The 13,899-nt window shown below is 60.7% G+C and carries 11 protein-coding genes; 7 read left to right on the forward strand and 4 right to left on the reverse strand.

Going from position 1 to position 13,899, the window contains the following annotated elements; all coding sequences use genetic code 11:
- Window positions 1-8: 8 nt before the first annotated feature.
- Both HMPREF1219_RS09620 and HMPREF1219_RS09625 read right to left on the reverse strand, forming a co-directional pair.
- Entirely contained in the window at window positions 9-1,565 is a 1,557-nt protein-coding gene (locus HMPREF1219_RS09620) for an acyl-CoA carboxylase subunit beta (protein WP_016458734.1), read from the reverse strand.
- 18 nt (window positions 1,566-1,583) lie between these two features.
- Entirely contained in the window at window positions 1,584-3,089 is a 1,506-nt protein-coding gene (locus HMPREF1219_RS09625) for a methylmalonyl-CoA carboxytransferase subunit 5S (RefSeq protein ID WP_016458735.1), read from the reverse strand.
- A 626-nt stretch (window positions 3,090-3,715) separates the two neighbouring features.
- On the opposite strand from HMPREF1219_RS09625, the gene HMPREF1219_RS09630 reads away from it, so the two are divergent.
- Window positions 3,716-4,336 (forward strand): lipoprotein LpqH, encoded by a 621-nt coding sequence (locus HMPREF1219_RS09630; RefSeq protein WP_016458736.1) that lies wholly within the window; start codon window positions 3,716-3,718, stop codon window positions 4,334-4,336.
- 215 nt (window positions 4,337-4,551) lie between these two features.
- Here HMPREF1219_RS09630 and HMPREF1219_RS09635 read toward each other — a convergent pair whose 3' ends face one another.
- On the reverse strand, window positions 4,552-5,148 hold the full coding sequence (locus HMPREF1219_RS09635; protein ID WP_016458737.1) for an isochorismatase family protein: 597 nt from the start codon (window positions 5,146-5,148) through the stop codon (window positions 4,552-4,554).
- 235 nt (window positions 5,149-5,383) lie between these two features.
- Between HMPREF1219_RS09635 and HMPREF1219_RS09640 the strand changes: the two genes are divergently transcribed.
- From HMPREF1219_RS09640 to HMPREF1219_RS09650, 4 genes are all read left to right on the forward strand, one after another.
- The gene (locus HMPREF1219_RS09640) at window positions 5,384-6,331 is read left to right on the forward strand and encodes a hypothetical protein (protein WP_016458738.1); all 948 of its coding nucleotides are present in this window, start codon (window positions 5,384-5,386) and stop codon (window positions 6,329-6,331) included.
- Window positions 6,332-7,936, forward strand: a complete 1,605-nt coding sequence (locus HMPREF1219_RS09645; protein WP_016458739.1) for an ABC-ATPase domain-containing protein — start codon at window positions 6,332-6,334, stop codon at window positions 7,934-7,936.
- Window positions 7,937-8,066: 130 nt separating this feature from the next.
- Entirely contained in the window at window positions 8,067-9,065 is a 999-nt protein-coding gene (locus tag HMPREF1219_RS12645) for a DNA cytosine methyltransferase (protein WP_016458740.1), read from the forward strand.
- 27 nt (window positions 9,066-9,092) lie between these two features.
- Complete coding sequence (locus HMPREF1219_RS09650) at window positions 9,093-9,992, forward strand: NgoMIV family type II restriction endonuclease (protein ID WP_016458741.1); 900 nt, start codon at window positions 9,093-9,095, stop codon at window positions 9,990-9,992.
- Window positions 9,993-10,022: 30 nt separating this feature from the next.
- On the opposite strand, the gene HMPREF1219_RS09655 is transcribed toward HMPREF1219_RS09650, so the two are convergent.
- On the reverse strand, window positions 10,023-10,679 hold the full coding sequence (locus HMPREF1219_RS09655) for an alkaline phosphatase family protein (protein WP_016458742.1): 657 nt from the start codon (window positions 10,677-10,679) through the stop codon (window positions 10,023-10,025).
- 308 nt (window positions 10,680-10,987) lie between these two features.
- Here HMPREF1219_RS09655 and HMPREF1219_RS09660 point away from each other — a divergent pair, with 308 nt between their 5' ends.
- Window positions 10,988-11,983: an NAD(P)-binding domain-containing protein gene (locus tag HMPREF1219_RS09660; RefSeq protein WP_016458743.1), complete on the forward strand. Its 996-nt coding sequence runs from the start codon at window positions 10,988-10,990 to the stop codon at window positions 11,981-11,983.
- A gap of 219 nt (window positions 11,984-12,202) precedes the next feature.
- Window positions 12,203-13,528 carry a chymotrypsin family serine protease gene (locus HMPREF1219_RS09665; RefSeq protein WP_016458744.1) on the forward strand — a complete coding sequence of 442 codons (1,326 nt, stop codon included), beginning with the start codon at window positions 12,203-12,205 and terminating at the stop codon, window positions 13,526-13,528.
- The last annotated feature ends 371 nt before the right edge of the window (window positions 13,529-13,899 follow it).

The following is a 13,899-nucleotide window of genomic DNA, read 5'->3' on the forward strand; positions in this document are numbered from 1 at the left end:
CAGCCTTCTTACATCGGGGTGAGGCCGTGCTTCTTGAACGGCCTCGTTTCGCGCTTGTTGGCCAGGACCTCGAGGGCCATGGCGACATTTGCGCGGGTATCGGCAGGATCGATGATGTCGTCCACCAAGCCACGGGAAGCAGCCATGAACGGGGTGGAGAAGGTGTCCTTGTACATCTGCGTCAGCTCCTCGCGGCGAGCCGCGGGATCCTCAGCATTGGCAATTTCCTTCCTGAACACAACGTTGACAGCGCCCTCGGCGCCCATCACGGCGACCTCAGCTGTTGGCCACGCGAACACGCGGTCAGCTCCGAGATCCTTCGAGCACATTGCCAGGTGCGCACCGCCGTAGGACTTGCGGAGCTCGATGGTAATGAGCGGGACCGTGGCGTGGGAGTAGGCGTACAGCATCTTCGCGCCGTGGCGAATGATGCCGCCGTGCTCCTGGGCGACGCCGGGCAGGAACCCCGGAACGTCGACAAGCGTAACGATAGGAATGTTGAAGGCGTTGCAGAACCGGACGAACTCAGCGCCCTTATCGGAGGAATCGATGTCAAGCACGCCGGACATGACCGAGGGGTTGTTAGCCACAAAGCCCACGGTGCGACCGGTGACGCGACCGAAGCCGACCACGAGGTTGCGGGCGAACCCGGCCTTTACCTCGAGGAAGTCTCCCCAGTCCGCAATCTTGCGGATGATATCGCGGACATCGTAGCCCTTCTTGCCTTCCACCGGGACGATCTCTCGGAGCTCCTCGTCGGGTTCGACGTTGAAGTCCGGATCAACGATCGGTGGCTCCTCCGTGTTGTTCTGCGGGAGGAAGCTGAGGAGCTTCTGGGCGATGAGGATGGCCTGCTCGTCGTCGTCGGCAACGAAGTGAATGTTGCCCGACTTAGCCATGTGCGCATCGGCGCCACCGAGCTCATCCTGGGTCACCTCTTCGCCGGTGACCTGCTTGATCACGCCCGGACCTGTGATGAACATGTGGGCCTTGCGCGTCTGGATGATGAAGTCCGTCAGGGCCGGCGAGTACGCCGCGCCACCGGCGCAGGGGCCGGCGATGATAGAAATCTGCGGAACGAGACCGGAAAGCATGACATTCTGATAGAACACCTTGCCGTAGCCGGAGAGGGAATCGATACCCTCCTGCACGCGGGCTCCGCCCGAATCGTTGAAGAAGATGAACGGCGTACCCGTGGTAGCCGAGCTCTTCATGGTGTTTGCCACCTTGTTGGACTGCATCTCGCCGGCGGAACCACCCATGACGGTGAAGTCCTGTGAGGCGATGTGCACGGGACGACCAAGAACGGCCGCCGAGCCCGTGACCACGCCATCGGCGGGGGCATCAGCCTTGTCCATGCCGAAGTGCGTGGTGCGGTGCTTGGCAAACATGCCAACCTCGGCGAAGGTGCCCTCATCCACGAACTTTTCAATGCGCTCACGAGCGGTCATCTTGCCGCGGTCGTGCTGCTTCTGGATGCGCTTTTCTCCGCCACCCAGGCGGACGCGCTCCTTTTCCTTTTCTAGTTGTTCGATTCGCTCTTGCATCGAGCGTTCTTCAGCCATTGTGAATCTTCCCCTCCTTTACGCGGGCTCGACCTTGACGGTTTCTTCGCGGCCACCGACCGAGACGAGGTAGGTAATGGGCTCGCGGACCGCGTTGGCAGCACCGGAAGCGGCTTCGGCTTCCCTCTTCAGCTGCTCAGGGGTCTTGCCCACATTCTTCGGACCCTCCGGGCGCTCCTGGAAGAACTTGGGAGCAACACCCGGGAACATGGCGTTGGTGAGCACGTCCTCGTCGGTCCCATTGAAGCCCTCGAGCTTCTTGGTGTCCTCCACGAGCTGATCCCACTCGGGCTCGAGCAGATCCGCCGGGCGGCAGGTGATCGGCTCCTTCTTGGTCTGCTCCTGAGCCTGCTTGACAAGCTCGGGGTTGCGCTCGCCGGGGCACTCACCGTAGTAGCCGAGCATGAGGTCGGCGAACTCTGCGGTGAGCACCTTGTAGCGGCCCATGAGGACGTTGAACACAGCCTGCGTGCCCACGATCTGGGACGACGGAGTGACCAGTGGCGGGTAGCCGGCATCCTTACGGACGAGCGGAACTTCCTTCATCACTTCGTCGATCCGGTCGCCGGCACCCTGGGCCTTGAGCTGGCTTTCCATGTTGGAGAGCATGCCGCCGGGGATCTGCGACTGGAAAATATTGGTGTTGACGAGGGTCTTGGACTCGAACTCCGCGTACTTCGGGCGAACTTCCTTGAAGTGATCGCGGATCTTGAGCAGCTTGTCCATGTCCAGGCCAGTTTCGTAGCCGGTGCCCTCGAGCATCTCAACGAGGGACTCGGTCGGGTTGTGACCAGGACCAAGAGACATGGAGGAGATGGCCGTGTCAACGACATCGGCACCGGCCTCAATGGCCTTCATGAGGGTGACCATGGTAACACCCGTGGTGGAGTGGCAGTGGACATTGATTTGCGTGTCCTCGCCGTACTTCTCTTTGATGCCCTTGACGATGTCGTAGGCGGGCTGCGGCTTTAAGAGGGCGGCCATGTCCTTGAGGGCGATGGAATCTGCGCCCATATCGAGGAGGCGGCCAGCCAGATCGATGTAGCCCTGAACATCGTGCAGCGGCGATACCGTGTAGCAGATGGTGCCCTGTGCGTGACCGCCGACCTTCTTCACGGCGTTCATCGCGTGCTCGAGGTTGCGGGGATCGTTGAGGGCATCAAAGACTCGGAATACGTCCATGCCGTTCTCGCGGGACTTCTCCACGAACTTGTCCACCACCATGTCTTCGTAGTGGCGGTAGCCGAGCAGGTTCTGACCGCGGAGCAGCATTTGGAGACGGGAGTTAGGCATCAGTTTGCGGAACGTCCGCAGCCTCTCCCAGGGATCTTCATTGAGGAACCGAATGCAGGAGTCGTAGGTTGCCCCGCCCCAGCACTCCACGGACCAGAATCCCGCCTGGTCCATTTCCTCACAGATGCCCACCATATCTTCCATGGCCATACGAGTTGCCATGAGCGACTGGTGCGCATCGCGCATTGCCAATTCTGTGACACCGATTTTCCTTGTGGCGTTAGAACTCATACCTACCAAATTAGGCGAGTGACGTGGGAACTGCATATCGCAATGGTGTGACGTATGACGCTTTTGCGCACGGTTCCCACAATCCGTTGCTCAACAATGTCCGTTTGCCTTAAAAGCGCAGGTGAATAGCACATAATTAAACACTGTAAGGGAAGTATGAGTTTGGTCACACAAGCACTAAAAAGTGACCGCCCCAGTCGGTTCCCGTTCGCGCGACTCCCGCGAAGGTGACGCTGCACGGGGAAAACGAAACTCCTATAACACAAGCCAACCCCCACCCCGCGGCGGTGCGATGACAACCCCGAGCAACTCCACTGCTTCTCATTCGCCATCACCCCGCAATCCCCACAATCCCTTTGCAATCCCCGCAATCCCCTCGAATTTCCCCGCTTATCCCTCGAATGAAAGTGCGACCGGCTACAGTAATGGAAAGACGTGGCCTACCAGTATTTAACTGCACATCAAAGTACAGCTAAGCAGGACAATGGAGGACGTGACCACCACACGAGGCTCTTCTTACGGGAGCAACACCTTCGCCCCGGAAGAAGCCCCAAGGTACCGGCACATACGTCCACCGTTGTTGCAGCGCCGATAGAAACAGCACCAATAAAGGAGTGGTGATTGAAGTGAAGAAAGCTTTGGGAGCAGCGTGTGTGGCGATAGCGCTCACCCTCACTGGGTGCTCCTCGCCGAGCAGCAAGACTGCGGAGGATGTCACCGAAACAAACATCACCACACGCACCGCCCGCGTCACGGAATCCTCCGCCTCTACTGAGTCCGCGACGACCTCGGAAGCAATGACCGAACCTTCGACCCTCACCCCCACGTCTTCACGTGCTGCAGCCGGACAGGTTGAGGGCGATGAGGAATCCGAAGCCGCCAACGAGGAACCGGAGGAGACCTTCACCGATGAGGACCTCGATTCTGAGGAGTCCGCCTCCGGGGAGGAACCAGAGAAGGCCACGGATAGCGGAGCCTCGTGCTACGAGGAAAACGGCTACGTCTTTATTTCTAAGACCACCGGCGCGAACGGGATGTCCGCACAGGTGACCACCGGCGATTCCCCGAGGGTGGAAAACCTGGGGGCCACCACCAAGGGTGGCGCCGTTGCCTACAACGCTTCGGTGGGCAACGGTGATGTCACGGTAACCAAGGACGGGTCCACCTACCGGTTCGTTGGCAAATCATTCCTCGCCGGCGAAGGCGGCGGAAACAAGGCCTTCGACTTCACGGTGACCTGCCCGTAACCCCAATCCCCGCACCCAGCGCACACGTGCTCGGCAGCACAGCAGCAGGAATAATACGGAAGCAGTAGGTCCTGGGGGCCTACTGCTTCTTCTGTGCTCCGGCACACCGTGCTGAGGGCGCTCCTCCCTTTCGGGAGCACTGCTCCACACGGAGGGGCGCTCGTTTTTGAGGAGGTGCTCCTCCATACAGAGGAGCGCGCCACAAGCGGTGCTGTCTAAGCGATTCTCGCGCCTTGCTGTTCCAGCTCGGCGAGAGCCATCTCGCCGTTAGCCTCATCCACGGCCGCGACGAGCTGCTTCAGCACGGTCACCGAGAACCCCTCGGTGAGGCCGTCGGAAGCCGTCGCGCGCACGCAGAAATCAGTGGCAATCCCGCACACGTGGATGGTGGTGATCCCCTTCTCCCGCAGCCAGCTGGCGAGGCCCTCGCCCTCACAGACTCCCTCAAAACCGGAGTACGCCGCCGCGTACTCCCCCTTGGTGAAGGTGGCATCCAGGTACTGCGTCACGGGCTCCACCTCCGGGTGGAACTGGGCTCCCTCCGAGTCCTTCACGCAGTGGACAGGCCAGGAATCCACAAAATCTGGGTGCTCTGAGAAGTGGTCGCCCGGATCGATGTGCCAATCCTTGGTGGCAACGATCTGGCCGTAGTAACCGTGGTGGCCTTCAACGAACTTGGCAATAGCCTGGGCGACCTCGGCCCCACGCGCCGTGGCGAGGGAGCCACCGGGGCAAAAGTCCTTCTGCACATCGACAATGATGAGTGCCGTGGATTCACCTGCTGGGGCCTGGCCGGTATGGGGAAAAGACATCGTTGTAGCTCCTTCTTTCACGCGTTCAAGGTTTTGCACTCAACACTAGTCACCGGCGCGGTGCCGTGGGGGCCCTGCTGCCTCCTCTTATCTCGCGTCATTTCACGGTTCGGCCCACTCCCCCGACCCTCACGCGCGTTTTTCACCCACTCTCCGCCCACCTCACCCGGGGTGGGACCGGTGTGCAACAATGGGCACCACCGAATTTTTGTCTCCTATGAAAGGTGCGTGAACTGTGCGACGACGTCTCGCTACAGTGGCCGTCCTTACTGCCCTCACCCTGCCGGTCACTCCGGCGATGGCGCAGCAGCTTCCCTCAGGGGTGAGCGTCCAGGACGTGCAAAACGCGATCTCCCAACCGATTTCTGTCCCCGCCGGGCAGACGATCACCGTGGACCTAGGAATCCCAGTCCAGGCTGGCTATTCTGGCGACGGCTGGCAGGTTTCAACCTCCGGCACGCAGGTGACCGTCACCGCGCCGGCCGAGGGAGGCTCCACCATCGCGGTTCCCGCCCAGGCGGCGGGGATGTCCGCAACGATCACACTCGTCTCCAGCCCGCAAGCTGCGGCACCCACGCAGGCCGAAGTCCCGGCCACGGGCGACGAGGCAGAGTCCGCAGATGGGGCCCCTTCGAGCGGGGATGCCCCCGCCTCGGGGACGAGCGATGCCCACCCGGAGCACACGCCCGCCTCGCCTGTCACGGAGACTGACGCGCGCAGGATCGACCTCACCGCGCACATTTCCGGCAACACCATGACGGCGCAGCTCGGGGTCCTCGAGGCAGCGAAGTTGTACAGCCAATTTTCCTCCGTCGACCGGGAAGGCCTCACGCTGCGCTACATGGACAGCGAAGGCCGGATCATCGAGGGCGTGAAGAGGAACGTCGACAAGGAAAACCTGAAACTCACCTTGACGTACCCGGAGGGCGAAACCCCCGACAACCCCTTCATCATCCAGGTGGTGCGCGACGGCACGGAGGCGATCAGCATCGTCACGCTCACCGCGCCGGCCAGCGAGTCGGGTGGCGAGGCCGGAGACACAACAACAACCGGCGACGAGGAAACCGCAAGTGGCGAGGAACACGGGGGACTCGGCTGGATCATCGGCATCGCCGCCGTGGCACTCGTCGGCGTGCTCGTCCTTCTCGCAGTACTACTCACCGTGGGAAGAAGGAAGAACTAAATGGCGGACCTGTTCGAGCGCCTCTCGCGCCTCGACGGCAAAGGGTACGGGGCCTACAAGTCACTGTCCGGATGCCACGAGCTTCACATGGACCGCGGCGCCGCAGGTGGTGAACGCGCAGGGAAGCACGGCAACGGCCCACTTTCCCTCGTCATCGACCACGTTCAGGCAGACCCGTACGCGCCACCCTCGAAGATGCACGTGGAGCTCCCCAACCCGTTCCCCCAGCTCAGTACCATTCCTGTCTGCGATCAGCTGGCCCGGCGCGTGGCCGAGGCGTTTTCCGGCAACCGGGACCTCGTCATCGATGCCCCTGACCAGGAGGTTCTTCCCACCGCCGCGTGTGTGGAAAGGGAGGGCACACTGCACCTGCGCTTCGCGGTTCACCTGCCCGCCCGCGGCAGGCGCATCATGGGGCGGCGTGCGGCTCACCTCATCTGCGACGATCTTCCCGCTGCCTTGGAGGAGGCCCTGGCTGGGTTCGATCCCACCGCCGCCGCTGAGCTCTTCGACCACCAAGAGGAGATCCGCCGCCACCTGGGTGATTACGTCGCTTTTGTGGCCGACGGCGCGATCCTGCCCAGGCTTTCCGGCACGTCCCCGCTGCCGTTGAAGGGTGCCACCCCGTTTGCTGCGCCGGAAACTCTCCAGGCTGACATCTGTGGGGTGACGGGGATGGGTATCCCCGCCGGGGTGACCGTCATCGTCGGTGGCGGGTTCCACGGCAAATCGACGCTGCTCAACGCCCTATCGCTGGGGGTGTACAACCACCGTGCGGGCGACGGCCGCGAGTTCGCTATCACTAACCCCTCGGCCCTGCACATCCGCGCCGAGGACGGCAGGGCTGTCACTGACGTGGACATTTCGGAGTTTATCTCGGACCTTCCCACCGGCGCCGATACCGCCCGTTTCAGTACCGCTAACGCGTCCGGTTCCACCTCCCAGGCAGCCTCGCTCATGGAGGCTGTGGAAGCCGGCGCGAAGGTTTTGCTTATCGACGAAGACACCTCGGCCACCAACTTCATGATCCGTGACTCACGGATGCGTCAGCTCATCACCGCAGAGCCCATCACCCCGCTGGTGGATCGGGTTCGCGCCCTGTGGCGTGACCTCGGTGTATCTACCGTCATTGTGGCCGGCGGTTCGAGTGCTTTCCTCGACGTTGCGGACACCGTCATCGCGATGGAGGACTACCTTCCCCGCGACGTGACCCGGGAGGCAAAGGAGCTTGCAGAGCCCGCCCCCGAGCAGCCACCATTCACCCCGCCCGCACCCAGGCGCGTCGAACGCCTCGCCGTGGATTACGGCAAACGGCGCAAGTCCCCGCAGGCCAAGGGGCGAGCAACGATCCGCCATGGCCGCGGCGACGTGGATATCTCCACTGTAGAGCAGGTGGTGTCCGCCTCGCAGGCTGCGGGTATCGCCCGCGCCATCGGCTGGGTGGAGGAGCATGCCGACGGTCGCACTCCACTCGCCGAGCTTTCCCGCGCAGCCGCTGCTGCGGTTCTGCGCGGCACGCGACACCCCGGCGCGGTGGTTCAGCCCCGCGCCCTGGAAATCGCGTGCGCTGTCAACCGGCATCGCGGGCTCAGGATCGCGAAGTAGCAGCAATACAGCGGAAATTGTACGAACACATTTTCGACTGCGGATGGCACCTAAGATTTCGTCCGACTTTGCACGTAACTGGGCTGTGTTACGGTAGGAACAAAGAATTTCGACCAATGGGGGTGATACCATGGTGGGCTCCGGAAAGAGCTTCACATCAGTGGAGATTTGTGCTGGTGGCGGTGGCCAAGCCCTGGGATTAGAAAATGCCGGTTTTTCTCACCAAGCTGTGGTTGAAATTGACCCCGATGCTTGTAACACACTTCGCCTAAACCGGGAAGGATCCTGGAACATTCTTGAGCAAGATGTTCATGAGTTCGATGGATCCGCCTATGAGGACGTGGATCTATTTGCAGGAGGAGTTCCTTGCCCGCCGTTTTCCATCGCCGGAAAACAACGTGGTCCAGAGGACGAACGAGACCTATTTCCTCGTGCATTGGAGTTGATTCAACAGATTAAGCCCCGCGCAGTGATGCTCGAGAATGTGAAGGGGCTCGGTCAGAAAAGGTTTGATAGTTACCGCGCGAGCATTATTCATCGGCTGAACGAGTTGGGATACGAAGTTTTTTGGGAGCTTATCCAGTCCGCTGACTTTGGTGTCCCCCAATTACGACCAAGATTCATTCTCGTTGCTTTACAACCCGATTACGCGCCATATTTTGAGTTCCCTGAACCCCTTTCCCATCGGGTTACTGTGGGTGAAGCATTGCACGACCTTATGGCCGAAAATGGATGGCCAGGCGCCGATTTGTGGGCGAAACGTGCAAATTCAGTTGCTCCAACTCTCGTAGGAGGATCCAAAAAGCATGGTGGTCCAGACGTTGGGCCTACTCGTGCTCGGCAGGCCTGGGCGAAGCTAGGCATTCGTGGCAGCTCGATTGCGGAAGAGGCACCGTCGAGTGACTTCACTACAAACGCTGAAGAAGCAATGCCACGTCTGACCGTCCAGATGGGTGCAGTAATCCAAGGATTTCCACGAGACTGGAAGTGGTCGGGCGGAAAGACTGCACAGTGGCGACAGGTAGGCAATGCGTTCCCTCCACCAGTTGCAGAATCCATTGGGCGTTCAATCAAGTGTGCTTTGGAACAAGTTGAGACATTCCCTTACCAGGAATTGATCGGTTTCTAAATTCCTATTTAATAAGCAAGGAACAAAATGCCAGATAGCATCATCACACAAGCGCGCGCTAATTTCCACGCGACTCTGGTATCAGAATCTGGACCATTATGCTTACTCAGCGAAAATGGGGAGCTATGCATGGCCAGTAACGCTGACCGGTCGCAGGCAACTTCCAGGGCGATTTCTCTTGCAATCGCGGAGGAGCTCGGTGCCGTTGAAAGAAAACAGAAGCCTTCGGGACAGACCATGGGGAGCAACTTCGAGAATGCAGTTCATGGTTTCCTCGCAGAGTGTCTACCACATCTGGATGTAATTCGACCGGGTCCTTGGAAATTTCTCAACGTCGGCGGAAGCAGGCGATCAGATCAACTCGCAGACTACTTTCCATACCGCCATTTGGGCGACTTAGCCCACGAGATCTCAAACCACCCAGAATTGCTGTCTGTTCTAGGTAATTTGTACGCAGTCAGTCCTGATGTTTTGGTCATTCGCGAAGCACTATCAGATTCGGCGATCAATGAGTTCGAGACAGTGGTAGACGGACAAAGCGCGTTGCTCACGCCAGTACGCGCAGTGAACACCGCTTCAGAATCACTACCTACACCGGCTTTTATTCACGCGGTTATTTCTTGCAAATGGACGATGCGATCTGATCGTTCACAAAACACCCGCGCGGAAGCGCTGAACCTCATTCGGAATCGGAAAGGGAGGACCCCTCACATCGTCGCTGTCACCGCTGAGCCTTCCCTTTCGCGTATAGCGTCTATTGCGCTCGGTACAGGTGATATCGACATGACGTACCATTTCGCTCTGCCTGAACTTGAGCGGGCCGTTGAAAAAGTCGGAAACGATGAATCTCAAACCCTACTCAAAACTCTGGTGGAGGGGGATCGCCTGCGCGATATCACCGACCTACCTTTGGATCTCGCAGTTTAACTGGTACTTCTCTCCAAATGAGAAGCCTCTCTACTGCAGCGGCCCCATCGTCATGATGTTGTGCCACAGGTTCCACTGGTCTGTGAGCGCGGCGGCGGTGTCGGGGGACTCTGCCCCCGCCCTCAGTGCGCCGTTTTTGAGGTGTGCATCGATGGTGATGACCTCGCCATCGTCGTAAAACAACGCGCGGTGCGCGGCAGCCCCATAGCGGATGACAGGCGTGAGGTTCATGCCGTCCACGGACAGTGGCGCATTGGGACGCGTATCCACCCCAGTGATCGCCGCGATGGTGGGCACGATGTCGAGCGTGGAGACCAGCTCAGTGCACTCGCTGCCGGGAGTGGTCACGCCCGGCCACCGGATAACCAGTGGCGTGGAGTAATCGTCGCCAACCGGGTTGGGGCTTGTCGCCACTATGACGGCCTCGGGGTTGAGGTCCTCTGCGTTGCCGTCCCACCGCCGGCACTCGATGAGTTGCAGGCCGCCCTCCCCCAGGTACTCCGTGGCGTTGAGGGGAATGATGTCCTCGATCCTGGTTTTCGGGCCACGCTGCTGGTATTGCCCGGTGAGGAGCGCGAGCCTGCTCTCCGCGAAGTCGGCGGACGTGGTGTGCGCGTTGGTGAAGTTGAGGCCAATACCCAGTGGCAGACCCTCGTGTTCAGCAGCAGAGATCAAGATGACATCCATACAGATACTTAACCACACAGGCGCACAGGCCGATTGTGCTGGCCCGTCTCGCTGGCGACGCCGCTCGTGGAACAGGCAACAAGCGACAAGGCCAACCTGAATCTCACGAGCGAAAGAACTTCGCGCGTCGGACCACGCACGTCGGGCCACGCACGTCGGACCAAGCGCGTCGAACTACACACGTCGAACTACGCGCGCCCTGCCCTCACGCATAAGCGCATGGGTGGGGATTCACCAGTGTGTCGCGGCGACAGCATCGTGCCCTTATCTCTTTTACAATGGCGGGGAGAAAGCGAGGGCCTGGAAGTTTGACCGAAAGCACAAGGCGTGTCCACGGTAAGGGTGCCACGGGCACCCAGGAGCTCGACGTTCTCATCATCGGCGGCGGGCAGTCTGGGCTTGCCACCGCCTACTACGTGCGCAAAGCGACCGACAACTACCTGCTGCTGGACAACCAGGAACGCCCCGGCGGGGCGTGGCTCCACGCGTGGGATTCCATGACGCTATTTTCTGCCTCGAGTTTTTCCAACCTTCCCGGCTACCCCATGCCTTCAACGCCTGGGTACCCGTCCCGTGACCATGTCATCGATTACCTCACCGAGTACGAGCGTCGCTACGCACTCCCCGTCGTGCGCCCCGTCGAGGTGACGCATATCGCCTACTCTCACGCTCGCTTCACCGTGAACAACCGGTGGTCCGCGCGGGAGCTCATCGGGGCGACGGGGACGTGGTCTTCGCCCTTTGTCCCCCACTACCCGGGGGCATTCCGCGGCACCCAGTGGCATTCTGGCACCTACCCCGGCCCGGAGCCGTTCGCGGGCACGAGCGTCGCCGTGGTCGGGGGCGGCAACTCCGCCGCCCAGATCGCCGCGGAGCTCTCCTCATGCACCGAGGTGACGTGGTACACCAGGCGGCCCCCTCGTTTTATGCCCGACGACGTGGACGGCCTTGGACTCTTTCGCAACAACAGGAAGCGGATGCTTGCGATCCTGCGTGGCGAGAAAGATCCCGGCCCCGACCGTGAACTGGGCGATATTGTGGTGCTGCCTGCGATTAGGGCTGCCCGTAATAGTGGCCGGCTGGTTGCGCACCCGATGTTTGATTCGCTCGACGATGTCACAGCAGACCACCTCATCTGGTGCACGGGGTTTCGCCCCGCGTTGGGGCCTTTGCGCGGCCACCTTCACAACCCGCACCTGCACCTGGTGGGCTACGGCGACATTGTCGGGCCCGGCGCCGCCACGATCACCGGTGTTGCCCCCTACGCCAAAGCTGCCGCGAAGAAAGCCACCCAGAACCTCTAGCGCATCCGCCCGGCGGCACAACGGGGTGCCTCGCTGTGTGTTTTTCCTTCTTCTCCCGCCAAACCAGCAGGCCATGCTACGCCGCACACGGTTCTAAGATTTTATTAACTTACTCCATAAACACTGTTTAATACACGTGACTAAAGATAGTAAAAAAGTACGCCCCTAACTGTCGGTTTTCACAAGTTTCCACGGCCCCTTCATGCTAATGTCAGTTAAGTGAATTTTAAGAAATCCGTTTTCTCCGCGCTGTGCACCGTTACGTTGGCGTTGAACACAGCTCCTGCCATTGCCGCCCCCGTCTACTCCGTCGCCCAGGGCGACAAGGCCATCCTCCTCCCGCCCGGATCCCCCAGTGGCAGCAAGTGCACCGTTGGTTTCAGTACCCAAGGCAGAAGCTACGTGTCCGCACACTGCGGCAAGGACGGATACGGTGTGTACCTGCAGCTCCCCAACGGCTACACCACGGGCCGAGTGGGCACGTTCCACCGTTCCCCCGCCGCCGTTATTGAAAACGGGGCAGCTAACTTCAACGATTGGGGTGTCATCGAGTGGGATGACTCCGTCTACGTGGGGCCTAACCGCTACTCCGGCGACTCACTCATCGATCCCGACACCGTCCAGTCCGGCGAAACCGTATGCGTCTACGGCGACACGACCCGCAGGATCAACTGCGGTCCGTTCGTGGGAAACTTGGGCAAGACGTTCTTTGTTGACCACACCCAGACCAACCCCGGCGATTCCGGCGGCCCCATGTGGGTCCCTGGCCGCGGCCTCGTGGGCCTCATCTCCGGCCCGGACATGGCAAGCATGCAGTCCTGGAACGATTCGTGGTCCGTCGATGTCACCCGCGGCGCGTACCCGGGTGTCAATGACCGTGGCCACAACGCGGACCAGCGCGTCTCCCTGTTCTCTACGTGGGTCCACCAGGGCTTCGTTCCCAAGACCACTACCCCGCAACCGCAGCCCGAGACCACCAGCGTTGTTCCGTCGACCGAGCCGCTGCCCGCGGACACCCCCACCCCGGTTGTGACCGAGACTTCGCTCACCTCGCCCACCCCGGCGCGCCCCGTGGAGCCGTCGACGTTCCCGCGCGAAACGGAGCTCGCCACGCCCCAATCCACCACGGAGACGGCGACCGAAACGCCCACCCCCGCGTGGGAGCCGACTCCGCTAATGACGTTCCGCCCCGGTGGTGACAACCACATTCGAATCACGCTCGAGCCGGAAGCTCCCTCCAACGAGCCCGCTCCTCGCCTCGACCCCGTGATGGATGAGTACAAATCCGGATCGATCCTGAAGAAGAAGAAAGCCAAGGCCGTAACCGAGGTGGAACCTGCTACCCCGACGGTAAGCCCTGCCGCACCGGCTGCCGAGCAGCCTGCTACAGAGCAGCCCGCCGCGCAGCTAGCTCCCACCCACACCTACGTTCCCCCAACTAATGGGCGCGGGCTGACCACGCCGGCGATCATCGGCATCAACCTCGGCACTGGCGGACTCTTTGGTGCCATCTGGGCATTCTTGCAGAGGATTTTCTCCCGCTAACCTCGTCCGAGCCACCAGCTACCAAGTGAAGCGCACCGTACCGCGGTGCGCTTTTTCTTACTTCCAGGTTGTTCACAGCTTGAAAACATTGTTATCATAGGTTCTATGCAGCTCGCGCGAATCTTATTAGCAATGTCCACCGCCGTTGCCGTAGCGGCAGGATCAGCCACGGCAACGGCAGCACCCTCGTACACGGCTGTACAGGGTGACAAAATTCTCATTGGTGCCCCCGGTTCCTGGCCCAGTAGTTCCTGCACTTTGGGATACAACGCTGACGGCTACTCCTACACCGCGGCGCACTGTGGACACAACGGTGACCTTGTTTACTTGGAAGATTCCCATGGGCGACCAACTAGCCCAGTGGGCACACT

Origin of the sequence: Corynebacterium pyruviciproducens ATCC BAA-1742, assembly GCF_000411375.1 — a bacterium.
GTDB lineage: Bacteria > Actinomycetota > Actinomycetes > Mycobacteriales > Mycobacteriaceae > Corynebacterium > Corynebacterium pyruviciproducens.